22 protein-coding genes are annotated in these 21,845 nt (G+C 67.8%); 8 read left to right on the top strand and 14 right to left on the bottom strand.

Annotated features, from left to right (window positions below):
- Window positions 1-36 precede the first annotated feature (36 nt).
- The 6 genes from arsC to ACSF9G_RS13420 all read right to left on the bottom strand — a co-directional run bounded on the left by arsC (window position 37) and on the right by ACSF9G_RS13420 (window position 3,941).
- Window positions 37-384 carry an arsenate reductase (glutaredoxin) gene (arsC, locus tag ACSF9G_RS13445; RefSeq protein WP_436642426.1) on the bottom strand — a complete coding sequence of 116 codons (348 nt, stop codon included), beginning with the start codon at window positions 382-384 and terminating at the stop codon, window positions 37-39.
- On the bottom strand, window positions 381-1,496 hold the full coding sequence (locus ACSF9G_RS13440; RefSeq protein ID WP_436642424.1) for a quinone-dependent dihydroorotate dehydrogenase: 1,116 nt from the start codon (window positions 1,494-1,496) through the stop codon (window positions 381-383). Before ACSF9G_RS13440 ends, arsC begins: the two co-directional genes overlap by 4 nt.
- A complete protein-coding gene (locus tag ACSF9G_RS13435) occupies window positions 1,493-1,822 on the bottom strand; it encodes a DUF952 domain-containing protein (RefSeq protein ID WP_436642422.1) in 330 nt (109 codons plus the stop codon). Before ACSF9G_RS13435 ends, ACSF9G_RS13440 begins: the two co-directional genes overlap by 4 nt.
- Window positions 1,823-2,041: 219 nt before the next feature.
- Entirely contained in the window at window positions 2,042-2,635 is a 594-nt protein-coding gene (locus ACSF9G_RS13430) for a cysteine hydrolase family protein (protein WP_436642420.1), read from the bottom strand.
- 13 nt (window positions 2,636-2,648) lie between these two features.
- A complete protein-coding gene (locus tag ACSF9G_RS13425; RefSeq protein ID WP_436642418.1) occupies window positions 2,649-3,299 on the bottom strand; it encodes a GNAT family N-acetyltransferase in 651 nt (216 codons plus the stop codon).
- 24 nt (window positions 3,300-3,323) lie between these two features.
- Window positions 3,324-3,941 carry a hypothetical protein gene (locus ACSF9G_RS13420; RefSeq protein ID WP_436642416.1) on the bottom strand — a complete coding sequence of 206 codons (618 nt, stop codon included), beginning with the start codon at window positions 3,939-3,941 and terminating at the stop codon, window positions 3,324-3,326.
- 99 nt (window positions 3,942-4,040) lie between these two features.
- On the opposite strand from ACSF9G_RS13420, the gene ACSF9G_RS13415 reads away from it, so the two are divergent.
- From ACSF9G_RS13415 to ACSF9G_RS13400, 4 genes are all read left to right on the top strand, one after another.
- A complete protein-coding gene (locus ACSF9G_RS13415) occupies window positions 4,041-5,093 on the top strand; it encodes a LysR family transcriptional regulator (RefSeq protein WP_436642414.1) in 1,053 nt (350 codons plus the stop codon).
- Between the two features lie 183 nt (window positions 5,094-5,276).
- Complete coding sequence (locus ACSF9G_RS13410) at window positions 5,277-6,833, top strand: trimethylamine methyltransferase family protein (RefSeq protein WP_436642412.1); 1,557 nt, start codon at window positions 5,277-5,279, stop codon at window positions 6,831-6,833.
- A 12-nt stretch (window positions 6,834-6,845) separates the two neighbouring features.
- Window positions 6,846-8,903, top strand: a complete 2,058-nt coding sequence (locus ACSF9G_RS13405; RefSeq protein WP_436642410.1) for an oxidoreductase — start codon at window positions 6,846-6,848, stop codon at window positions 8,901-8,903.
- A gap of 93 nt (window positions 8,904-8,996) precedes the next feature.
- Window positions 8,997-9,614 (top strand): L,D-transpeptidase, encoded by a 618-nt coding sequence (locus tag ACSF9G_RS13400; RefSeq protein ID WP_436642408.1) that lies wholly within the window; start codon window positions 8,997-8,999, stop codon window positions 9,612-9,614.
- Window positions 9,615-9,627: 13 nt separating this feature from the next.
- Here the strand turns inward: ACSF9G_RS13400 and ACSF9G_RS13395 are convergent, their stop codons facing one another.
- The 4 genes from ACSF9G_RS13395 to ACSF9G_RS13380 form a co-directional block, all read right to left on the bottom strand.
- Window positions 9,628-10,767 (bottom strand): DUF1513 domain-containing protein, encoded by a 1,140-nt coding sequence (locus ACSF9G_RS13395; RefSeq protein ID WP_436642406.1) that lies wholly within the window; start codon window positions 10,765-10,767, stop codon window positions 9,628-9,630.
- Window positions 10,748-11,818 (bottom strand): imelysin family protein, encoded by a 1,071-nt coding sequence (locus ACSF9G_RS13390; protein WP_436642404.1) that lies wholly within the window; start codon window positions 11,816-11,818, stop codon window positions 10,748-10,750. The genes ACSF9G_RS13395 and ACSF9G_RS13390 overlap by 20 nt, the downstream gene beginning before the upstream one ends.
- On the bottom strand, window positions 11,818-13,332 hold the full coding sequence (locus tag ACSF9G_RS13385; protein ID WP_436642402.1) for a di-heme oxidoreductase family protein: 1,515 nt from the start codon (window positions 13,330-13,332) through the stop codon (window positions 11,818-11,820). Before ACSF9G_RS13385 ends, ACSF9G_RS13390 begins: the two co-directional genes overlap by 1 nt.
- Before the next feature lie 73 nt (window positions 13,333-13,405).
- Window positions 13,406-14,677, bottom strand: a complete 1,272-nt coding sequence (locus tag ACSF9G_RS13380) for an imelysin family protein (protein WP_436642400.1) — start codon at window positions 14,675-14,677, stop codon at window positions 13,406-13,408.
- Between the two features lie 234 nt (window positions 14,678-14,911).
- On the opposite strand from ACSF9G_RS13380, the gene ACSF9G_RS13375 reads away from it, so the two are divergent.
- Window positions 14,912-15,133: an alkylphosphonate utilization protein gene (locus ACSF9G_RS13375; RefSeq protein ID WP_261614301.1), complete on the top strand. Its 222-nt coding sequence runs from the start codon at window positions 14,912-14,914 to the stop codon at window positions 15,131-15,133.
- A gap of 49 nt (window positions 15,134-15,182) precedes the next feature.
- On the opposite strand, the gene putA is transcribed toward ACSF9G_RS13375, so the two are convergent.
- Complete coding sequence (gene putA, locus ACSF9G_RS13370; protein ID WP_436642397.1) at window positions 15,183-18,326, bottom strand: bifunctional proline dehydrogenase/L-glutamate gamma-semialdehyde dehydrogenase PutA; 3,144 nt, start codon at window positions 18,324-18,326, stop codon at window positions 15,183-15,185.
- Window positions 18,327-18,446: 120 nt separating this feature from the next.
- Here putA and ACSF9G_RS13365 point away from each other — a divergent pair, with 120 nt between their 5' ends.
- The 3 genes from ACSF9G_RS13365 (at window position 18,447) to ACSF9G_RS13355 (ending at window position 19,731) form a co-directional block, all read left to right on the top strand.
- Window positions 18,447-18,908 (top strand): Lrp/AsnC ligand binding domain-containing protein, encoded by a 462-nt coding sequence (locus tag ACSF9G_RS13365; RefSeq protein WP_436643253.1) that lies wholly within the window; start codon window positions 18,447-18,449, stop codon window positions 18,906-18,908.
- A gap of 109 nt (window positions 18,909-19,017) precedes the next feature.
- Window positions 19,018-19,485: a Dps family protein gene (locus ACSF9G_RS13360; protein WP_436642395.1), complete on the top strand. Its 468-nt coding sequence runs from the start codon at window positions 19,018-19,020 to the stop codon at window positions 19,483-19,485.
- A gap of 57 nt (window positions 19,486-19,542) precedes the next feature.
- On the top strand, window positions 19,543-19,731 hold the full coding sequence (locus ACSF9G_RS13355; RefSeq protein WP_436642393.1) for a hypothetical protein: 189 nt from the start codon (window positions 19,543-19,545) through the stop codon (window positions 19,729-19,731).
- A 102-nt stretch (window positions 19,732-19,833) separates the two neighbouring features.
- Here ACSF9G_RS13355 and ACSF9G_RS13350 read toward each other — a convergent pair whose 3' ends face one another.
- From ACSF9G_RS13350 to ppk2, 3 genes are all read right to left on the bottom strand, one after another.
- Complete coding sequence (locus ACSF9G_RS13350; protein WP_436642391.1) at window positions 19,834-20,046, bottom strand: hypothetical protein; 213 nt, start codon at window positions 20,044-20,046, stop codon at window positions 19,834-19,836.
- Window positions 20,047-20,208: 162 nt separating this feature from the next.
- On the bottom strand, window positions 20,209-20,691 hold the full coding sequence (locus tag ACSF9G_RS13345) for a CYTH domain-containing protein (protein ID WP_436642389.1): 483 nt from the start codon (window positions 20,689-20,691) through the stop codon (window positions 20,209-20,211).
- A 96-nt stretch (window positions 20,692-20,787) separates the two neighbouring features.
- Window positions 20,788-21,675: a polyphosphate kinase 2 gene (gene ppk2 / locus ACSF9G_RS13340; RefSeq protein ID WP_436642387.1), complete on the bottom strand. Its 888-nt coding sequence runs from the start codon at window positions 21,673-21,675 to the stop codon at window positions 20,788-20,790.
- Window positions 21,676-21,845 lie beyond the last annotated feature (170 nt).

Here is a 21,845-nt window from a genome sequence, read left to right as displayed (position 1 = left end):
GGGCCTTCAGGGGATCGGTCCGGCAAGTTCGGGCCTTCAGAGGATCTCGAGCACGCTTTCCGGCGGGCGTCCGATCGCGGCGCGGTCGCCGGCGATCACCACCGGGCGTTCGATCAGCACCGGCTCGGCGATCATGGCCGCGATGATGTCGTCGTCCGACAGGCCCGGGTCGGCGAGCCCACGTTCCTTGTAGGCGGCCTCGCCGCGGCGCAGCAGATCCCGCGGCTTCAGGCCGAGTTTCTTCAGGGCGGCCTTGATGGCGACGGCATCCGGCGGCGTCTTCAGGTATTCGACGACGGTCGGCTCGACGCCCCTGTCGCGCAGCAATTCCAGCGTCTGGCGCGACTTGGAGCACCGCGGATTGTGCCAGATGGTGACGCTCATTCGATCCTCTCCCGTGCCCAGTCCTCGGTTGCCGTGCCGACCGCGTCGCCGATCGCCGCGAAGCCGTCGCGGTCGAGATGGCGGACGAGGCCGCGCTTGATGTCGCCGACGAGCCCGAGGCCTTCATAGACCAGACCGGTATAGACCTGAACGAGCGCGGCTCCGGCGCGGATCTTCTCATACGCCGTATCGGCGGAATCGATGCCGCCGACGCCGACGATCGGGATCTGCGGCGCCAGGCGCAGGCGCAGACGGGCAAGCACGACCGTCGAGCGGCGGAACAGCGGCCGGCCGGAGAGGCCGCCGGCCTCCGAGACATGCCGGTCGGAAAGCCCGGCCCGGGACAGGCCGGCCCGGGACAAGGTCGTGTTCGAAACGATGACGCCGTCGAAGCGATGGCGCGTCACCGCCCCGGCGATGCCGTCGAGATCGGAGTCCTCGAGGTCCGGGGCGATCTTCAGGAGCAGCGGGACCGGTCGGCCGATCCGGTCCGCCTGCCGGTCACGCGCCGCCGACACGCGGGATAGCAGGTCCTCGAGCGCCTGCTCGTGCTGGAGATCACGCAGGCCCGGCGTGTTCGGCGAGGAGATGTTGACGGTGAAATAGTCGGCGATGTCGGCGAAGCAGTCGACCCCGGCGACATAGTCGGCGGCGCGGTCGGAGGCGTCCTTGTTGGCGCCGATATTGACGCCGAGGATGCCGTGTCCGCGGCGCGCCTCAAGATGCGCCCGGACCGCGTCGTGGCCCTGCGTATTGAAGCCGTAGCGATTGATCACCGCGCGGTCGCCGGCGAGGCGGAAGACGCGCGGCCGCGGATTGCCGGGCTGCGGGCGCGGGGCAACGGTGCCGATCTCGGCAAAGCCGAAGCCGAGCGCCACGAGCGCGTCCGGCACCTCGCCATTCTTGTCGAACCCGGCGGCCATGCCGAGCGGGTTGGGAAAGTCGAGCCCGAACAGGCCGATCGCGAGACGCGGATCGCCGCCGCCCGCGGCGCGCCGGAGCACGCCGGTCGATTGCGCGAGTTTCAGGGACGAGATCGCGAGATCGTGGGCGCGCTCGGGGTCGATCGCGCCGAACACGGGCCGGGCGATCGCCGACAGCGTCCCGATCACGCGCCGGATCCGTCGTCGGGCGCCGCGATCGCCGCGACCTCGGTGACCGCGGCAAGCGGCAGGTGCCCGTAGAGATGCGGAAACAGGGCGCCGCCGCGCGACGGCTCCCATTTGAGGGCGTCGCCCAGCGCGCTCGCGTCGACGCTGACAATCAGCAGGTCGTCGCGGCCGGCGTAATGCCTGGCCAGCGTGCCTGCGATCTGGTCGGCTGCAGACAGATGGATGAAGCCGTCGCGGGCATCGTCCGCATTGCCGGAATAGACGCCGGCGTTCTCCGCCAAACGCCACTCGTCGCGGCCACAGATCTTGAAAACGGTTCCGGTCATGACGGCGCGACCGTATATCCGGTGCTATCGGCCGGCAAGCCGCCAGGCGGGGAATGCACATCCCCGTCCGACGTCACCGCGACATCGGGAAAAAACCGAGCCCGTCGCCTATCGCGACCGGCCTAAAAAGTGTCCCGGCACCGCACGAGGTCCGCCCGAGCCCGCTAGAGGCCAAGCAGGTCCTCGCCGGCGCCGGGACAAGTTCGGCCTGGCGGCACCCTATCCGACCAGGCTCGGTTTTCTCCCGACACTGCGAGAGGCGACTTCGGAGGTCGACGTCACCTGGCCGAACTGCGCGGCGATCTCGGTGACGACGCCATGTACCTGTTCTTCTCCGTATCCCCCCCTTGCCCGGCTGTCGGACGCATCGGCGACGAACGCGGCACGATGATTGCGATGATAAGCATCAACCATCGTCGCCAGGCAACTGCCGTCCGCCGTCAGTCCCGCAAGCAGGAAATTGGGCCGCTCGAGGCTGTTGAGCAAGGTAGCGAAGGACTCGTTCGAATAACAAGACGGCAAGGAGCGCTCGAAAACCATCTCGTGCGGCCGGGGACGGAATTCCTCGATCCAGTCCGCGAACGGCGTGGCCCGATTGAAAAAGGGCTCACGCTTGAGCAACCGGAAATGCGCGACAGGCAAGCCGCATTCGCGGGCATGATCGAGCAGCCGCCGGCAATTGCTCCACCACGGTTCGCGCCGCGACAGCGCGGGCGCTCGGCCTTCCGTGACGTATTCCTGTTGCAGGTCGACGAACACGACGACCGGCTGCGCGAAGTCGCCGTCGTTACGCGGAAATCGGATCACACTCATGTATCGGTCCCCATCAGGCCGCTTCGTTGCCGCGCATGGGCGAGGTCACGGGGCGCGCGACGGAGCCCTCGAGAACGCCCGGCGCATCCCAGTCACCTTCCGGACGGATCAGCTGATAGGGATCGCTGTCGAGCGTCAGGGGCTCCGGGTGCGGATCCACCTCGAGAAGCATCTCGGTGTAGGAATAGTCGGAGAAGACGAGCTTGCGGTTGCCGCCCATCGGCTTGGCGCCGAAGCGGCTCCAGAACTTCACCAGACGATCCTGGGCGTGTCCGTAGATCGTCGTGTAGCCCTTCTTGCGCGCAAGCTCGATGCCCGCCCAGACGATGTCGAAGGACAGCCGGGTGTTGCGGAACTCGTGGCGCACCGCCAGGCGTTCGAGCTTGGCGAAGGAGGCGAAGAACCGGCCCCGCAGGCAGGCCGCCGGCTCGCCGTCGACATAGCCGATCAGGTGCGTGGCGCAGAAGTCGTTGCCGTCGAACTCCTCGCGATAGGGGCAACTCTGCTCGCTCATGAACACGGCGGAGCGGATCGCCACGACCTTCATCATGTCCCCCATCGAGCGGGCGACCTTGATCTCGTATCCGCGCGCGGACCGACCGCTACCATTCCGACCGCGGTCGCGAGCGCATTTCTCGAAATCCACGTGCTTTGCCATCCCCATCTTTCAGTCTCCCCATTTCCGAGTTCAGGCGGCCACCATCGGGCGCCCGACACGGTTGGCGACGCGGACATACCGATGCAGATCGGGAAGACCGGACCGGACCTTGCCGAAACCCAGGCTGGCCATGATACGCTCGCCGCCCATGGTCGTCGGCCGCGCGAACAGGTTGGCGGTCGCATACCGGTCGGCCTGCAGCATGCGGCTTATCGCGCAGATGCCGGCCGAGGCCATGCCGGGCGCGACGACCGCCCATTTGTAGATCGCCGACGGCGCCGCGCCGCTCGCCACCAGGGCGCGCGGATCGGGCTGCGTGGTATCGAGTTCGCCAAGCAGAAGCCGCTCGAAACCGTCTTTCGACAGGTGGAGCATCGCGTAGATGCCGACCGGCGCGGCGCCCCGGCGGAAAACCCAGACGCTGTCGCGATTGCGCTCCGCCACACGCGAAACCGCGTCGCCGGCGGCCGCCAGGGCCGGAATCTCGCTGGCGGCAAACGCCAGAAGCGCCGGTATCTCCCGCGGTTCGACACGTTCGGCCGAAATTCGCGACACGCTCAATCGTGCCAGATCGTCGAAGTCGCGGCGCTGCGAAATCGCATCGCTGTCGCCGACGACGCGCAAATTCGGCCTCAGTTTCGGTTGCATGACTTGCCCCAATAAACCAACGGTACTTATGGTATGCGCTGGGACGCCGCCGGGCTGCCTCAAATCCTGCAATGGGGTGATGCAAAAATGGAACGGGCCGTGACAGAGGGTCAGCTACGCAACGTATCCTGGGACGACATCCGGGTGTTCCTGGCCTGTGTGAAGGCCGGCAGCTTCCGGCGCGCGGCGACGGCGTTGCGGGTCAGCTCGTCCACGGTGGTGCGCCGCATCGACCGGCTGGAGCACGATCTCGGCATCAGCCTCTTCAACCGCGTGCCCGACGGCGTGGTGCCAACCGAGGAAGCCTGCGCGATCGTCGACCACGCCGAGCGCATGGAAATGGCGATCTACGACGTCTTCCGGCGCGTCGACGCGCAGGACACGACCACGCGCGGCGTCGTCCGCGTTTCGGTGACGGAGGGGATCGGCACGTACTGGATCATGCCGCGGCTGGTGGAGTTCCAGCGGCAGTTCCCCTTCCTCATCATCGACATGCGCTGCGCCATGGAGAGCGCCGACGTGCTCAGGATGGAAGCGGACATCGCGATCCAGTTCGAGCGGCCGACGGCGCCGGACCTGATCGTCTCCAAGCTCGGGCGGATGCACATCTATCCGTTCGCGTCGCGGGGCTACGAGAAGATCTACGGCCTGCCCAAGTCGGTCGAGGAAATGTCACGGCACCGCCTCGTCGATCAGGCCGCGCCGCAACTGGACAACGGCGCCTGGGCGCGGCTGCTCGGCCTCACCGACGTCGAGGGCATCGTGTCGCTGCGCACCAACGCCAGTTCGGCGCTGCTCTACGCCATCGAGAAGGGCGCCGGGATCGGCGCGCTTCCGACCTATGCGCCGGCGCTGGGCGCGCCGATCGTTCCCGTCGACATCGGCATCCACCACGCGATGGACATCTGGATGACCTACCACCCCTCGGTCAAACGCAGCCAGCGCGCCATGCTCGTCGCCAACTGGATGAAGCAGATCTTCAATCCCGACCAGTTCCCGTGGTTCCGCGACCCGTTCATTCACCCGTCCGAATTCGTCGGGACGCTGCCGCCCGATTCAACGATCAATATCGGCGAGGGCTTCGCCGCCGTGGTCCCCTCCGCCGACGACGGCGTCGAGGTCCCGCAGAAAAAGCGCGTCCGGCAACGCTAGGCGCGTTCGGAACCGGACGAGAAAACAAGGCCCGGGCCTTCGCCCGAGCGGTTCCTGCTGGCGGGCGGATGTCGTGTCCCTGTCGCAGCCAGAACGACCAATCGCCGGTTTTGAACCGCACGCCGTCGGGCGGCTGCATTAGCGTATGTCACCTCTGCTGGTTTTTCGCGTCGGGAGGAGCGGATGGCCGGTACTCCGGAAGAGGCCAGACCATCGGGGCGGCCACGCACCGGCCGGCGCACCGGACGGCGCGCGGGCCGGCAGCGGATCGGCGTGTCCGCGCCCGCCTACCTGGTCCGTGAAATTCCCCCATACGAGATCCTGTCGGAGGACGGCCTCGCCCGCATCGAGGCGGCAACCGACAGGATCCTGGCCGAGGTCGGGATCGAGATACGCGGCGACGACGAGGCGATCCGGCTGTTCAGGGAATCGGGCGCCAGCGTCGCGGGAGACCGCCTCCGCTTCGAGCCGGGACACCTGCGCGAGATCCTAATGAGCGCGCCGCGCGAGTTCACCCAGGTCGCCCGCAATCCGGCCCGCTCCGTCCAGATCGGCGGACGCAACACGGCGATGGCGCCCGCCTACGGCTCCCCGTTCGTCATCGACATCGACGGGGGGCGCCGCTATGGCACCATCGAGGACTTCCGCAACTTCGTGCGCCTGGCCTATATGGCGCCGTGGCTGCACCATTCCGGCGGCACCGTGTGCGAGCCGGTCGACCTGCCAGTCAACAAGCGGCACCTCGACATGGTCCACGCCCACATGACGCTGTCGGACAAGGCCTATATGGGCTCGGTGACGGCGCCCGAGCGGGCCGAGGACTGCATCGCGATGAGCCGCATCCTGTTCGGCGCGGATTTCCTCGAGCACAACTGCGTCATCCTCGGCAACGTCAACGTCAACTCGCCGCTGGTCTGGGACGGCATGACGACCCAGGTGCTGCGCGCCTATGCGCGGGCCAACCAGGGCACGGTCGTCGTTCCCTTCATCCTCGGCGGCGCGATGGGGCCCGTCACCAACGCCGGAGCGATCGCCCAGTCTATCGGCGAGGCGATGGTCGGCTGCGCGCTGACCCAGCTGGAGCGGCCGGGCGCCCCCTGCGTCCTTGGCAACTTCCTGTCGTCGACGGCGCTGAAGTCCGGTTCGCCAACCTTCGGCACGCCCGAGCCAGCCGTCGGCTCCCTCGTCGTCGGCCAGTTGGTGCGCCGGCTCGGCCTCCCGCTGAGATGCTCGGGCTCGTTCACGACCTCGAAGCGCGCCGACGCGCAGGCGATGTCGGAAAGCGCCATGTCGATGCTGGCGGCGATCCAGTGCGGCGCGAACTTCCTGCTGCATTCGGCCGGCTTTCTCGACGGCCTGTTGTCGATGTCCTACGAGAAATTCGTGCTCGACGTGGATTTCTGCGGCGCGCTGCATGCCTACGCCCGGGGCGTGCCGGTCGACGACAATCAACTTGCCCTCGACGCCTTCGCCGAGGTGGGACCGGGCCATCATTTCTTCGGCTCGGCCCACACGCTGGCGAACTACGAGACCGCCTACTGGGACTCCGACCTCGCCGACACCGATCCGTGGGAGACCTGGCGCGACCGCGGCTCGCTCGACGCGGCGACCCGGGCCAACGCGCGCTGGAAGGCGCTGCTGGCCGCGTACCGGCCGCCGCCGATCGATCCGGCGACCGAGGAGGCGCTATACGCCTTCATCGACCGCCGCAAGGCAGGCATGCCGGACGCCTGGCACTAGACTTCGGGACCGATGAGAGAGACGACCGCCTCGACCGACCCGCTGCTGCAGCCCTACCGGCTCAGGCACCTGACCCTTCGCAACCGGCTGATGTCGACGGCGCACGAGCCGGCCTACTCGGAAGACGGACTGCCGAAGGACCGCTATCGGCTCTACCACGTGGAGAAGGCGAAGGGCGGCATCGCGCTGACCATGACAGCGGGGTCGGCGATCGTCGCGGCGGACTCCCCGCCCGCCTTCGGCAACCTGCATGCCTATCGCGACGAGATCGTGCCGTGGCTGAAGCGGCTCGCCGACGAATGCCATGCGCACGGCGCCGCGGTGATGATCCAGCTCACCCATCTCGGCCGGCGCACGGGCTGGAACACGGCCGACTGGCTGCCGGTGCTGGCGCCCTCGCCGATCCGCGAACCGGCGCATCGCGCCTTTCCCAAGACCGCCGAGGACTGGGACCTCGACCGTATCGTCGCCGACTACGCGGCGGCGGCGCAGCGCATGCAGGCCGCCGGGCTCGATGGCATCGAGCTGGAATGCTACGGGCACCTGCTCGATCAGTTCTGGTCGCCGGCCACCAACACGCGCGACGACGAGTACGGAGGCTCGCTGGACAACAGGCTGCGCTTCACCCACCGCGTGCTCGACGCGATCCGGGCCGCCGTCGGGGGCGATTTCATCATGGGCCTGCGCCTCGTCGCCGACGAGGACTGGGACAAGGGCCTGTCGCGGGAGGACGGCATCGAGATCTGCAAGCGGCTGGTGGCGACCGGCCAGGTCGATTTCCTCAACATCATCCGCGGCCATATCGAGACCGACGCGGCGCTGTCGAAGGTGATCCCGGTTCAGGGCATGCGCGCCGCCCCGCATCTCGACTTCGCCGGCGACGTGCGCGCCGAGACCCGGTTCCCGGTCTTCCATGCCGCCCGGATCAACGACGTGGCGACCGCCCGCCACGCGGTCGCGGAGGGCAAGCTCGACATGGTCGGCATGACGCGGGCGCACATCGCCGACCCGCATATCGGCGCGAAGATCGCGGCGGGCCGCGAACACGAGATCCGGCCCTGCGTCGGCGCGACCTACTGCCTCGACCGGATCTACGAGGGCGGCGAGGCGCTGTGCATCCACAACCCGGCGACCGGCCGGGAAGCGACGATGCCGCATGTGATCCGGTCTACCGAGGGCGCGCGCCGGCGGGTCGTGGTGGTCGGCGCCGGACCTGCTGGCCTGGAGGCGGCGCGGGTTTCGGCGGAGCGCGGCCATTCAGTGGTGCTGTTCGAGGCGGCGGCCGACGCGGGCGGGCAGGTGCGTCTCGCGGCGCGGACGCGACGGCGCAGCGAGCTGATCGGCATCGTCGACTGGCGCGTGGAGCGCTGCGAGGCCGCCGGCGTCGAGATGCGGTTCAACACGCTCGCCGATGCCTCCGAGGTGCGCGCCGCCGAGCCCGATATCGTGGTCGTCGCGACCGGCGGCCTGCCCAACACGGCCATCCTCGAGGAGGGCGGCGATCTCGTCGTGTCGAGCTGGGACATCCTGTCGGGCGATGCCAAACCGGGCGGCGACGTCCTGATCTTCGACGACAACGGCGCCCATCCGGCGATGCAGGCGGCCGAACAGCTTGCCCTGTCCGGCGCCAAGGTCGAGATCGTCACGCCCGAACGGTTCTTCGCGCCGGAGATCGGCGGCCTGAATCACGTGCCCTATGCCGAGATCTTTCAGCGGCACGGCGTTCGCATCACCATCGCCCGAAGGCTCACGAACGTCCGCCGCGCCGGAAACGGCCTGCTGGCAACGATCGGAAGCGACTACGGCGAGGCGATCCGCGAGACGCGTGCGATAGACCAGGTCGTCGTCGAGCATGGCACCCTGCCGCTCGATGACCTCTATTTTGCGCTAAGGGAGGGATCGGAGAACCGGGGCGAGGTCGACTATCGCGCCCTGATCGCCGGACACCCGCAGACGATCGTGCGCAACCCCGAGGGCGACTATCGCCTGTACCGGATCGGCGACGCGGTCGCCTCGCGCAACATCCATGCCGCCATCTACGACGCACTGCGGCTGGCGAAGGACTTCTGAGTGTTGCGACAAAGTTACGCACCTCGACGAATCGTGATGATAAAAATTGCCTGATTCGATGCCAATATTGAGCCAGACAGCAGGGATGACCGGATGACGTTTCAGACCGATACGGATGGTGAAAACAGTTTTCTACTGAGCCGGCGCGGTTTCGTCGTCGGCGGGCTGTCGGCCGCGCTCGCGGGCTGCACAGCCGAAACGATGGACAGTCTGAGCGCCTACGCGCCGGTCGACGGCAGCGTGGCGCCGCAATATCGCCGGAGGCGGGTAAGCTACGCGACGAAAGAGAAGCCGGGCACGATCATCGTCGACACCTCGGAACGCTACCTCTACGTCGTCGAAGAAAACGGCAAGGCGACCCGCTATGGCGTCGGCGTCGGCCGGGCGGGCTTTTCCTGGAGCGGGCGGGCGCGCGTCGGCCGCAAGGCTGAGTGGCCGACCTGGACGCCGCCGCCGCAGATGATCCGCCGCCAGCCGGAGCTGAAGAAATACGCGGGCGGCATGCCCGGCGGCAAGGACAACCCGCTCGGCGCGCGCGCCCTATATCTCTACGACGGCGGCCGCGACACGATGTACCGTCTGCACGGTACCAACCAGCCGTGGTCAATCGGGCGGGCGATGTCGAGCGGCTGCATCCGGATGATGAACGCCGACGTCGTGCATCTCTACGAGCGCACGCCAATCGGAACGCGGGTCGTGGTGAAGGCTTAGATTGTTCTAGACCCTACGATGTCCGGGCGACTCGCCTGAGGTGATTGTCCCAGGCGATGTTGTCGCTGGGGGGCCGGATCTGGTCTGGACCGGCCGCCGGTCCCGCCGCCGGTCCGGCCTCGACGATCTCGCCGTGCCCGTTGGTCAAACGGAAATCGTCGCGCACCCCCGGCGCAACCCCGCACCCATCGCGCAATTCGGTCACGCCAAGCGATCGGCCCGTTTCCGCGTCCCAGTAGGCGACCGTTCCGCCGACCGGGCTCGACGTCGCCACGACCGTGCCGGACGCGTCGACGGCGACCGAGCCGATATAATTCGACAGGCCGCGCAGAACGGCCTGCGGGCCGGTGAACATCTCGATCGCGTGTCCGCGCCGATGACGGCCGACTACCGGCGGGCGATCGGCCTTCGGGCCGTGATACTGTCCGCCGAACCAGACAGCGCCGAACGCATCGACAGCCAGATGATGGAAGGCGAGCTTGTGCAGCTCGCGCGGCAGCTCCGCGGTTTCCAGGAGGTCGCCGGTCGCGATATCGACATAGGCGATGGACGGCACCATCGTATCGAGATTGAGCTCCAGCTTACCGTAGTCGGGATGGGTCAGCACTCCGCCGTTGGCGATGCACAGCGTTCGGCCATCGGGCATCAGCACCACCTCGTGCGGGTCGAGACCGCCGGTGGAGAACTCGCCGATGCGCCGCATGCCGGCGGCGACGTCATAGACGCCGGCGACCCCGCGCTCGCCACCATAGTCGTTCTCGGTCGCGATCAGCAGCCGGTCGGCGTCGGCGAACGTCCCGTGGCCGAAGAAGTGACGGTCCGGCTCGGCGGTGAAGGGCTGCGGCGGCGCGGCGCCATCGACATCGAAGGCCACCGCGAAGCGGCCCGGCTGGCGCGCGAAGGCGACCGCGCGACGGCCCGACCGGTCGATCGCGAAGCTGTGGCCGCGCGCCTCGAGCGGGATGACCAGCCGCTCGCGCCCCGCCTCGTCGATGACGACGACCTCGAAGGCGCGGATGTTCTTGCGGGCGGTGAGAAACAGGGCCTCCTCGGTGGCCTCCTCGGCGCCAGCCGCGAAGCCCGACCGCGGCGCCAGGCCGGCGGCCGCGGCGAGCGCCAGAAAGGTGCGCCGATCAATCGCCGTCGAGCGCATTGAACCCCACGCTCACGCCGAGCGCCTGGGCGACCCGCGTGTCCATCGTCGTGTGCAGGCTCTTGAGCGCGATCACCGTGTAGATCAGGCCCTCCCGTCCCGGTCCCGGCCTGACGGCCTCCTCGATCGGCATGTCCAGCTTGTCGAGCGTATCGAGTATCTTGCGCATCTCCAGCCGCAGCCCGCCGTCGATCCAGCGGTCGGATTCACTCAGGGCTTCGCCGATGCCCGTGGCCGCGTAGAAATCCCGCAACCCCGCCAGGCCGCTGCGAACGGCGCGGATGGTCGCCCCGCTGCGCCACAGCGGGGCCTTCCGGAAATTCGCCTGTTCGGGCGCCTTTCCGAGAAAGGGAACAATGATCGCCTCGGCAAGGAACGCCGTGCCGCCGGCCAGCGCCTTGACGACCTCGGCGGCGACCTCCTTGTCGTCGCGATAGATATCGTTGTCCGGCCCCGGATGCGCGAATTCGCGGACAAACGCGCCGTCCGGGCCCCAGTCGGCGACGATGGCGGTGGCTCGCTCCGACAGCACGACGCTGGCGGAGAGGGCATAGGCGCAGCGAAAGCGGCCCTCGTCGGTCTTTTCGAGCAGGGACGGCGAACCAGTGCCGAACAGCAGGAACTCGAGCGCCGGCAGCCCCTGGACCGCGACGCTCTTGGCGGCGAGCTTCGCCGGATCGATCGCGTCGGCGTCCTTCCCGGCGAGGATCGCGCCGACCTGACGCAGCACGACACCGCGGGGATCGGGCCAGAAGAAGATCTTCTCGAACCGGTTGTCCTCCACCATCGGGCCGAATCGCAGAAAGGAGACGCGGAACCAAGCATCGACAAGAGTATCGAACCGCTGCCGCGCCGTATCGAGGCGCGGCTCGCCGGGCTCTCGGCACAACCGGTCGATATCGCCCGACAGCGCCGCGGCGGTATTGGCGAACTGGGCAACGGACGGCCGGACGAAGGTTTCGGTGACACGCAGGCCGAGATTGTCCGGCATGCCGGCGGACGCGCCCGTTGCCCACAGGCACAGAAACACCGCGCAGAGGATCCGCCGCATCAAAGGGACTCCAGGAACCGGATAAGGTTCGCCCGTTCCTCAGGCGTCATCGCGACGACCCGGTCGCGCGCGGCCTGGGCTTCGCCGCCATGCCAGAGCACTGCCTCGAGTATCGTCCGCGCACGGCCGTCATGCAGGAACGTCGCCTCCTCGTTCACCGTCTTCGTCAGACCGATACCCCAAAGCGGCTGCGTGCGCCATTCGCGACCGTCGGCATCGCCCTCGGGCCGGTTGTCGGCGAGCCCCTCGCCCATGTCGTGCAGCAGCATGTCGCTATAGGGCCAGACAAGCTGGAAGCGAAGGGCTTCGTGCTCGGCATCGCGGCGGGTGACGAATTTCGGCGTGTGGCAGGCGGCGCATCCGGCGGCATAGAACTCGGCCTTGCCGGCGAGCACGGCGGGATCGTCGATATCGCGCCGCGCGGGCACGGCGAGATTGGCCGCGTAGAAGACCACGAGATCGAGCAGATCACCGGGCACTTCGTCGGCGCCCAGCGCGGTCTGGACGCCGGTCGGCTGAGCGCGGCAGTCGGCCTGGGCCTGCGTGCAGTCGCCGTGCGGATCGGGCGCCGGCGGCGACGACAGGCCCATGTCGCCGCTGAAGGCGCTGGCACTCTGGACGCGGATCGACGGCGTGATCGCCTTCCAGCCGAACCGGCCGAGCGCGATCTCGCCCGTCTCGGGATCGCGCACGTAGCTGGGCCTGCCGGAAATGCCGTCGCCGTCGGCGTCGTCGGGATCGGCCCCGGCGAGGATGTCGGCTTCGGCGATCGCCTCGAGCAGGCCGAGACCGATCATCGGCTGGGCGATGCGCATGGATGTCATCGTATCCGGGTGCATCGGCCCGTAGCCGGGATCTGCGATCTCCAGCGTCGGCCTGCGCAGCGTCATCGTCTCGCCGCCGTTCAACGCGACCCGCACGTCCTCGTAGGAAATCGTCACCCGCCCCTCGCTGGCGAGGCCGGGCACGGCGAAATCCTGGAGCTGCGCGCCGTATACCGGCTCGCCGATCACCAGCGCCCGCCGGTCGGCGAGGGCCTGGCGCTCGGCATCGCTGGACGGCGGCACCGACAGACGCACCAGCATCGTCACCGCGTCGTCTGCGGCCGAGGCGGGCGGATGGCCGCGACCGTCCTTCAGGTGGCAGCCCTGGCAGGAGCGGGCGTTGAACAGCGGCCCGAGACCGTCGGAGGCCTGGGTCGAGGACGGCGACGTCACCCAATCCTTGCGGAACAGCCCGTTGCCGACCGCGAACGTCTGGCGCCCCTCGAAGGACAGGTTGGCGGAGGGATGGGAGAAAATGTCGCGATTGACGATCTTCTTCACCGTCGCCGCGCCGCCGGGCATCGCCTCGAACGTCTCGGCCTGATCGAACGTCTCCGCCGGCGCGGTCACCGCCCTGACGCGGGCGAGGTCTTCCGGGCTCAGGTCGTCCCGCCCCGTCGAGGCGGCAACCGCCGCTCCGGCGAGGGTCACGACAGCGAAACCGGCGATCAGGCGCCGCGACGGTGACATGGTTCGTATCCGGTGGCGGGCCGCCCCCCGCGGCCCCGGGTCTTGCGTTTCTACCTTACTGGAACGCCGGTTCTTACTGGAACACCGCGCCCGGCTTGTCGAGGCTGTCCGACCCTTCGATCGAAACGCCCTGCAGGCCGAGCGCGGCGACGATGCGCTCGATCGTGCGGGTCTGGTCGACCAGCCCGTCGATCGCCGCCTGCACCACGGCGTTGCCCTCGGCATTGCCCTCGCCGATCATCTGGTCGTAGGCCTCGCCGGCCTCCGCGCGGGCGCGCAGCGTTTCCATCGCCGCGGTCGTGACATCGAGTCTGGCGCGCATCTCCTCGTCCAGCGCGGCGTCGCTGGCCTTGACCAGATCGGACATGCTCGCGCCCGCGACGGTCGAGCCGTCGATCCGCCTGTAGCGGCCGAGATAGACGTTGGCGATGCCGAGCTGGTCGTAATAATGCGAGTTGTGGGTGTTATCGGAGAAGCAGTCCTGCTCCTCCTCGGGGTCGTTCAGAAGCAGGCCGAGCTTCATGCGCTCGCCGGCAAGCTCGCCGTAGGACAGACTGCCGAGACCGGTCATGATGGCGATCAGCCCGAGCTGCGGGTCGGCGCCAATCAGGTTTCCGCGCGCCTCGCCGTCCTCGTCCCAGTTGGCGACCATCTCCTCGAGATCGTCGACGAGCAGATCGGCGGCGGCGACGAGATATTCGCCGCGCCGATCGCAATTGCCGCCCGTGCAGTTGGCGGTATCGAAGTCGGTATGCGGCCGGTTGCCCGCGCCGACGTCGGTTCCGTTCAGGTCCTGGCCCCAGAGCAGGAACTCGATGGCGTGGTAGCCGGTGGCGACGTTCGCCTCGACGCCGCCGATCTCCTGCAGCGTGCCGGACAGAAGCTCCGGGGTGATCTCACTGGCATCGATCTCCTGACCGCCGATCCGGATCGTCGGGTTGGCGATGATGTTGGCGAGGAAGAAGCCGTTGGTGTCGGACTCGGTGCCGTAGGAGGTGTCGACATAGTCGATCAGGCCTTCGTCCAGCGGCCAGGCATTCACCCGCCCCTCCCAGTCGTCGACGATGGCGTTGCCGAAACGGAAGGTTTCCGTCTGCAGATAGGGAACCCGGGCGGCCAGCCACGCCGCGCGGGCGGCGGCGAGGGTTTCGGTGCTCGGCCCGGCGACCAGCGACCTGACGGCTGCGTTCAGCGACCTGGCGGTTTCCAGCGAATCCTCGTATCCGGCCAGCGCGATATCGGCATAGCTCTCGAGCACGTCCACCGGTTCGGCAGCCGCCGCCGGCAGGGCGGTCATCAGCGCCAGACCGCCGGCTGCAAGGGTCGTCAGTGCGTTGCGCATCATCGCGTCTTCCCCGGGTCTTTATCTCGTTGCCGAACCGCAACGCCGCAGGCGCCGCGGTTCCCTGGAATAATTCCAGACTTTTAAAGTCAGATTTGCGACGGCAACAAAGCGCAGGCTGTTTGCGATGTCAATACGCGCCTCGACGCACCAGTACGGAAGGGACCGGAATCAGCTAGTGTTTCCGCCCCATCGCATCCGATGGCCCCCTTCCAGATTGGTATCGAGATTAAAAAGATGACTGATGAAATCGTCCGCGACAGCAATGGCACTGAATTGAACGACGGCGATTCCGTCACTTTGATCAAAGACCTGAAAGTGAAGGGCACGTCGACGACACTGAAACGCGGCACGCTCGTGAAAAATATTCGCCTCACCGGCAAACCAGCCGAAGTCGAGTGCAACACGAAGCAGGTGAAGGGGCTGGTCCTGAGAACGGAGTTCCTCAAGAAGGCCTGAGGCCTCCCGCTGACGCCGCATCAACGGTGGCGACCCTTTCAGTCCCACCCTAGAGCCTGTCGTCGCTGATGGCGATGAGCGAAGCGTTGCCGCCGGCCGCGGCGGTGTTGATCGAGACGACCTGCTCCTGGGAGAAGCGGGCGAGGTAGTCCGGCCCGCCGGCCTTCGGCCCGGTGCCCGACAGGCCCGAGCCGCCGAACGGCTGGGTGCCGACGACGGCGCCGATCATGTTTCGGTTCACATAGACGTTGCCGACCGGCAGCCGGTCGACGACGCGGCGATGAAAGGCGTCGATGCGGCTGTGCACGCCGAACGTCAGGCCGTAGCCGGAGGCGGCGACATCGTCGAGGGTCCTGCCGAGGTCCTTCGCCTTCCAGCGGGCGACGTGCAGCACCGGCCCGAAGATCTCCTCGGTCAGATCGCGCGGCGACTTCAACTCGATCACGTGCGGGGCGAACCAGGTGCCGGCGCCTAGATCCCGGGCAAGATCGCCGCCGGGGACGGTTCCGGCGAAGCGGACCCGCTGTTCCCGCTCCATGCGGGCGACATGGGCGCGAAGCCTGTCGCGGGCCTCGACATCGATCACTGGGCCGATATCGACCGCCGGATCGCCGGGGTCGCCGAGCCGCAGTTCCTTCGCCGCGCCGACGATCATCTCGATCATCCGGTCGGCGATATCTTCCTGCAACAGCAGCAGCCGCAACGCCGAGCACCGCTGGCCGGCGGAGCGGAAGGCGGACATCACCACGTCGTCGGCTACCTGCTCGGGCAGTGCCGTGGCGTCGACGATCATGGCGTTGATGCCGCCGGTCTCCGCGATCAGCGGCACGATCGGCCCGTCCTTGGCGGCGAGCGTCCGGTTGATCCTCCAGGCCGTCTCGGTGGAGCCGGTGAAGGCGACGCCGGCGACCCGGGGATGCGCGACGAGCCGGGCACCGACCGCGCCGTCGCCGGGAACGAGCTGCAGCGCGGCGCCGGGAACGCCGGCCTCGTGCATCAGGCCGACAGCCAGGGCGGCAACCAGCGGCGTCTGCTCGGCCGGCTTGGCGACGACCGCGTTTCCGGAGACGAGGGCGGCGACGATCTGGCCTGTGAAGATCGCCAGCGGGAAGTTCCACGGGCTGATGCAGACGAAGACGCCACGGCCGCGATGGCGGTAGCGGTTCTCCTCGCCGGTCGGCCCGGGCATGGTTTTGTCGACGAACAGGGTCCGCGCCTGGGCGGCGTAGTAGCGGCAGAAATCGACCGCCTCGCGCACCTCGGCAAGCCCGTCGACCAGGGTGCGACCGCCCTCCGCCGCGATCACCGCCAGCAACGTGTCCTGCCGGGCCTCGTAGAGGTCGGCGATCCGGTCGAGGATGCGGGCGCGGTCCTCGACCGGCGTGCGCGACCAGCTCCCGAACCCCTTCGCGGCGGCCTCGATGGCCCGGTCCGCGGTTTCCGGCGATGCCTCGTGCACGATGCCGACGACGGCCTTGCCATCGACCGGGCTTTTCATGTCACGGGCGATCCCGTCCACCGCCTTGCTGTCGACGAGCGGCCGGGCCTCGGGCGCGGGAAACGCGATCGCGCCGACGCCCTCTGTCAGGTCTTGCAACGCCTCGCGGTGTCCGAATTCCAGGCCCCGCGAGTTGGCGCGGGCGGGCCGATAGAGATCGACCGGCAGCGGGATCGCCGGATGCCGGCTCGGCTGATCGGGACCGAGATAGGCGGCCGGGCGCACCAGCAGCCGCTCGACCGGCACGGAGCGATCGCCGACCACCGAGACGAACGACGAATTGGCGCCGTTTTCCAGGAGCCGGCGGACGAGATAGGCAAGCAGGTCCTTGTGCCCGCCGACGGGGGCGTAGATCCGGCAGGCGGCCTGGGGCACGCGCTGGGCCAGGGTCTCGTAGAGCGCCTCGCCCATGCCGTGCAGGCGCTGGAACTCGAAGCCGTCCATCCCGTTGGCGGCACCGCCGGCCATTTCGAGTATGGTCGCGACGGTGAGCGCGTTGTGCGTGGCGATCTGTGGATAGAGGCGCGGGCGCGCGTCGAGCAGCCGCTGGGCGCAGGCCATGTAGCAGAGGTCGGTCGCCGGCTTGCGGGTGAAGACCGGGAAGCCGGCAAGGCCGCGTTCCTGCGCCCGCTTCACCTCGGTGTCCCAGTAGGCGCCCTTGACGAGGCGCACCATCAGCCGGCGGTCGTGGGCTTCCGCAAGCTCGCGTACCCAGTCGATCACGCGCGGCGCGCGCTTCTGGTACGCCTGCACCGCGAGGCCGAACCCGTCCCAGCCCGACAGCGAAGGGTCGGCCAGCGCGGCAGCAAAGACCTCCAGGGAGAGTTCGAGCCGGTCCGCCTCCTCGGCGTCGACGGTCAGGTTCAGGTCGAAGTCCCTGGCTTTGCGGGCGAGGTCGACCAGCAGCGGCACGAGCTCCATCATCACCCGGTCACGCTTGACCGCTTCATAGCGCGGATGCAGCGCCGACAGCTTTACCGAGATGCCGGGACGGGCCGGCAGCGGCTGGTTGCCGGCAGTCTTGCCGATAGCCTCGATGGCGTTGGCGTAGGAGTCGAAATAGCGCTCGGCATCGGCGGCCGTGCGCGCGCCCTCCCCCAGCATGTCGAAGGAATGGCGCACGCCGCGACTTCCCGCCGACCGGGCGCGGCCGAGGGCGTCGTGGATCGTTTCGCCGAGGACGAACTGGTGGCCGAGAACGCGCATCGCCCGGCGCGTGGCCGTGCGGACGGCCGGCAGGCCGAGCCGCTTGACCAGTCCGGCGATGATGCCCTCCGGCGTCTCGCCGGGATGGACGATCCGGCTGGACAGCCCGAGCGCCCAGGTGGAGGCGGATACGAGCCAGGTGTCGCCCTGGCCCTCATGCGCCGACCAGTCGGCGGCGCCGAGCTTGTCCTCGATCAGCCGGTCGGCCGTCTCCGCGTCCGGCACGCGCAGGAGCGCTTCGGCGAGAACCATCAGCGCCAGGCCCTCGCGGGTCGACAGGCCGTATTCGCGCAGGAAATCCTCGACGCCGCCGATGCCGCCGGTCCTGGCGCGGATGCCCTCGATCAGCGCGCGCGCGGTGTCGTCGACGCGGTCCTCGGCGTCGGGCGCCAGTCGGGTATCGGCGAGCAGGCGGGCGATCAGCGGGCCGTCGGCGGCGGCATAGGGCGCGGAAAACGGGGCCAGACCGGCCTCCGGCGAAGTGTCCACTGGCAATTCAGCCTCCCATATTGGATTATTCACATGGTATCAGGTATCAGATAGAGAATATCACGGAATTCGAGGCACCTATTGGCGACTTCGGCACGAAAGCGGACACCGGACCGGGACATCCCCGACCTGGACCGGATCGACCGGCGCATCCTCGCCGCCCTGCAATCCGAGGGGCGCATCACCAACCTGGAGCTCGCCGAGCGCATCGGCCTGTCGCCGACGGCGACGGCTGAACGGGTGAAGCGGCTCACCCGCGACGGCTTCATCCTCGGCTACTCGGCCCGTCTCGATCCGGCCAAGATCGCGCTCGGCCTGCTGGTCTTCGTCGAGGTGAAGCTCGACCGCACCACGCCCGATGTGTTTGACGACTTCGCCGCCGCGGTACGGCGGGCGCCGGAAGTGATCGAGTGCCACATGGTCGCCGGCGGCTTCGACTATCTCGTGAAGGCGCGCGTCGCCGACATGGCCGCCTACCGCCGCTTTCTGTCCGACGTGCTATTGTCGATGCCGGGCGTGCGCGAGACCCACACCTACGCGGTGATGGAGGAGGTGAAGGGCGACCCGATGCTGCCGATCTGAGGCAGACGGCACGATTCGATGCGTCCTCCGGACGCAGGTCATTTCCGGCGGCGAATACCTACATGAGACTGAGGTAATTTCTCTCGGTTTTCGATCGGAGGCGGTCACTATGACGAACAATGTCGAATTGTCGGAACAGTCGAAGGCAGAATGCGCCACGGCTTTGAAAAAGGTGCTGGCGGATACGTTCGTCCTCTATCTGAAAACCCACAACTTTCACTGGAACGTCGAAGGCCCGCGTTTTCTGGGGCTCCACGCAAAGTTCGAGGAGCAGTACCAGAACCTCTGGACCGTGACTGACGAGATCGCCGAACGAATCCGTGCGCTCGGACACAAGGCGCCGGGCACCTTCGCGGCTTTCACGGACCTGGCCGATGTCAAGGAAACGGAGTCGCCCCCGTCCGAGAACGAGATGCTGGCGCAACTGATCGCGGACAACGAGACCGTCGCCCGCACGATCCGCGGCGCGCTTCCAACGGTACAATCAGCCGGAGACGAGGCAAGCGCGGGCCTGCTCGCCGATCGCCTGACCTACCATGAAAAGGAAGTGTGGATGATGAAGAGCATCACTGCCTGACGCTGGGCGCAGCCGTATCAGGCGCACCTGTTCGACTCCAGAACAAAGGATCGTTCCATGACCAAAGCGCCCGACAAGTCGAAACCGAAGGACGACCGCAAGGCAAAGCTGCAGGAGGAGAAGAAGCACCTCAACGACGTGCTGGACGAGGCGCTCGAGGAGACCTTCCCGGCCAGCGACGCGCCAGCGGTGGTTCGGCCCGGACACGGGATTCCGACAGACAGATCCAAGGCCGGCGACGACTGAGACGAGCGGCGACCGAGGCCGCCGCCCGAGACGGGCCGGCACGGAACAGGCATCCCGCGAACCGGGCGGTGGCGCGCCGCCCGGCGGGGATGCCGGCGGCGGTCAGCCGCGCCCGCCGTTCTGACTGACGAGGGTCAGATACATCAGCACGAGATAGACGACCGGAATAAGGATCAGTACGCCGAGCTCGATCCCCATCGGCGCCGGGCACTCCACCGCCACCATCCGGTAGCCGATGTAGAAAACGGCCGCCAGGACGATGACGATGCCGACATACCAGGGCATCAGGCGGTTGCGTGGTGCGGTCTTGTTCATCTCGGCTCTCCTTCGCTTTTCTCGCAGCCGCTTTTCTCGCAGCCACAGTCGATAACCGGTCCGCGATATGGCGGCCCGTTCTGGGCGGCCCGTTCTGGGCGGCACCGTTCAGGGCGTGCCGTCCGGGCCACACCGCTCAGACGACCACCCCGGTCGCCTTCCTCACCTTGCGTCCGTCGCCCAGGACCCGAAGGGGCATTCCGCCAGGTTCGCGTTGTAGAAGCGCCGGTCCCGGGTGATCTCGTCCCCGATCCAGTCGGGCAAGGCGGGAACGACATCCTCCGACGCCAGCTCGATCTCGGCCATCACCAGCCCGGCGTTCGCGCCCGAGAACACGTCGACGGTCAGATCGCCATCGTCGCACGGGATCGCGTAGCGGACCTTCTCGATGATCTCGCCGACGCGCATGGCCAGCATCGCCTCGGCGTCGGCGACCGGAATCTCGTATTCGAACTCGTCGCGACTCATGCCGGGCGTCGCCGACTTGATCGTCAGGAACGCGACGGCGTCGTCGGCGATGCGCACGCGGATCGCGGCGGCGCCGGTGGCCGCGAGATAGGCCTGGCGCAGACGCTTGCCCGAACGCGCCTGCGCGCGCCAGCCGTCGTTTGCGACCAGGAACTTCCGTTCGATCTCCTTGGACATGTGAGGCCTTCCCGATTGCGTCAGGTCTTGCCCGTCAGGGCCGCCAGACCATTGCGGTTCATGACACGCGGCAGTCGATCGGCGCACCGGGGCGTCTCAGTCGCCGCGATCGGCCAGGAACGCCGGCGCCGGCAGCACGATCTTCGGATCGGGCGGACCGACGGTCTTGACGTGCTTGTCCTTGTAGGGACACCGCGACAGCACCACGCGCAAGGCGTTCAGACGGGTGCGCATCTTGTCGTTGGCGCGGATCACCGTCCAGGGCGCGTGTTCGGTATGGGTGCGCGACAGCAGCTCGTCCCGGGCCAGGGTATAGGAATCGAACTTCTCGATCGCCTGCAGGTCGATGGGCGACAGCTTCCACTGCTTGAGCGGATCGTGGCGGCGCTTGTGGAACCGCTTCATCTGCATCTCGCGGCCGATGTTCAGCCAGATCTTGATGAGGGTCACACCGTCGTCGACCAGCATGCGCTCGAGCTTCGGCACCTCGCGCAGGAAGTGCTCGGTCTGCTCCGGCGTGCAGAAGTCCATGACGCGCTCGACGCCGGCGCGGTTGTACCAGGAGCGGTCGAACAGGGCGATATCGCCCTGGGTCGGCAGGCGGCGGATATAGCGCTGGAAATACCATTCCCCGGCTTCCGTCGCGGTCGGCTTGGCCAGCGCGACCACATGGGCGTGGCGGGGATTGAGGTGCTGGGTGAAGCGGGAGATGGTGCCGCCCTTGCCCGCGGCGTCGCGGCCCTCGAAGAGCACCACGAGACGCGTGTCGGTATCGCGGATATGGGCCTGCAGCTTCAGGAGCTCGATCTGCAGGAGCCGAAGCTGGTCCTTGTAGTCGCCCCGATCCATCCGCTCTTCGTACGGGAACCCGCCCGAGGCGAGCGCGCCGTCGTCGATCCACTCCGGCAGATCGGGATCGTCGAGATCGAATCGCCGCTCGGCGGATTTGCGCCGCGATTGCCCGTTCGCGTCCTTCTTGCCCATTCGCCGTCCCACTCCCGTTTCGATCGATGCCGCTCTGTCTCGATACCACTGCGGCTGCGACGCAGACTATCACCGCCGCCGCAGGAGTCGACCAAACCGGGTAATCGCAAAGAAGCCAACGGTTGGCGTTCGGCCGCGCAAGCGATATGGGGATGACAGCCGGCTTCAGT

The organism is Microbaculum mangrovi (assembly GCF_051390635.1).
In the GTDB taxonomy this organism is placed as follows: Bacteria; Pseudomonadota; Alphaproteobacteria; order Rhizobiales; family Tepidamorphaceae; genus Microbaculum.
The sequence above is the reverse complement of the archived record's forward strand: the minus strand, read 5'-3'. Positions and strand labels throughout refer to the sequence as shown.

Bases quoted from the DNA above. Each gene is read 5' to 3' on its own strand.
- arsC (WP_436642426.1), bottom strand. From the start codon at position 384: ATGAGCGTCACCATCTGGCACAATCCGCGGTGCTCCAAGTCGCGCCAG.
- ACSF9G_RS13435 (WP_436642422.1), bottom strand. From the start codon at position 1,822: ATGACCGGAACCGTTTTCAAGATCTGTGGCCGCGACGAGTGGCGTTTG.
- ACSF9G_RS13430 (WP_436642420.1), bottom strand. From the start codon at position 2,635: ATGAGTGTGATCCGATTTCCGCGTAACGACGGCGACTTCGCGCAGCCG.
- ACSF9G_RS13425 (WP_436642418.1), bottom strand. From the start codon at position 3,299: ATGGGGATGGCAAAGCACGTGGATTTCGAGAAATGCGCTCGCGACCGC.
- ACSF9G_RS13420 (WP_436642416.1), bottom strand. From the start codon at position 3,941: ATGCAACCGAAACTGAGGCCGAATTTGCGCGTCGTCGGCGACAGCGAT.
- ACSF9G_RS13410 (WP_436642412.1), top strand. From the start codon at position 5,277: ATGGCCGGTACTCCGGAAGAGGCCAGACCATCGGGGCGGCCACGCACC.
- ACSF9G_RS13405 (WP_436642410.1), top strand. From the start codon at position 6,846: ATGAGAGAGACGACCGCCTCGACCGACCCGCTGCTGCAGCCCTACCGG.
- ACSF9G_RS13400 (WP_436642408.1), top strand. From the start codon at position 8,997: ATGACGTTTCAGACCGATACGGATGGTGAAAACAGTTTTCTACTGAGC.
- ACSF9G_RS13395 (WP_436642406.1), bottom strand. From the start codon at position 10,767: ATGCGCTCGACGGCGATTGATCGGCGCACCTTTCTGGCGCTCGCCGCG.
- ACSF9G_RS13390 (WP_436642404.1), bottom strand. From the start codon at position 11,818: ATGCGGCGGATCCTCTGCGCGGTGTTTCTGTGCCTGTGGGCAACGGGC.
- ACSF9G_RS13385 (WP_436642402.1), bottom strand. From the start codon at position 13,332: ATGTCACCGTCGCGGCGCCTGATCGCCGGTTTCGCTGTCGTGACCCTC.
- ACSF9G_RS13380 (WP_436642400.1), bottom strand. From the start codon at position 14,677: ATGATGCGCAACGCACTGACGACCCTTGCAGCCGGCGGTCTGGCGCTG.
- ACSF9G_RS13375 (WP_261614301.1), top strand. From the start codon at position 14,912: ATGACTGATGAAATCGTCCGCGACAGCAATGGCACTGAATTGAACGAC.
- ACSF9G_RS13360 (WP_436642395.1), top strand. From the start codon at position 19,018: ATGACGAACAATGTCGAATTGTCGGAACAGTCGAAGGCAGAATGCGCC.
- ACSF9G_RS13355 (WP_436642393.1), top strand. From the start codon at position 19,543: ATGACCAAAGCGCCCGACAAGTCGAAACCGAAGGACGACCGCAAGGCA.
- ACSF9G_RS13350 (WP_436642391.1), bottom strand. From the start codon at position 20,046: ATGAACAAGACCGCACCACGCAACCGCCTGATGCCCTGGTATGTCGGC.
- ACSF9G_RS13345 (WP_436642389.1), bottom strand. From the start codon at position 20,691: ATGTCCAAGGAGATCGAACGGAAGTTCCTGGTCGCAAACGACGGCTGG.
- ppk2 (WP_436642387.1), bottom strand. From the start codon at position 21,675: ATGGGCAAGAAGGACGCGAACGGGCAATCGCGGCGCAAATCCGCCGAG.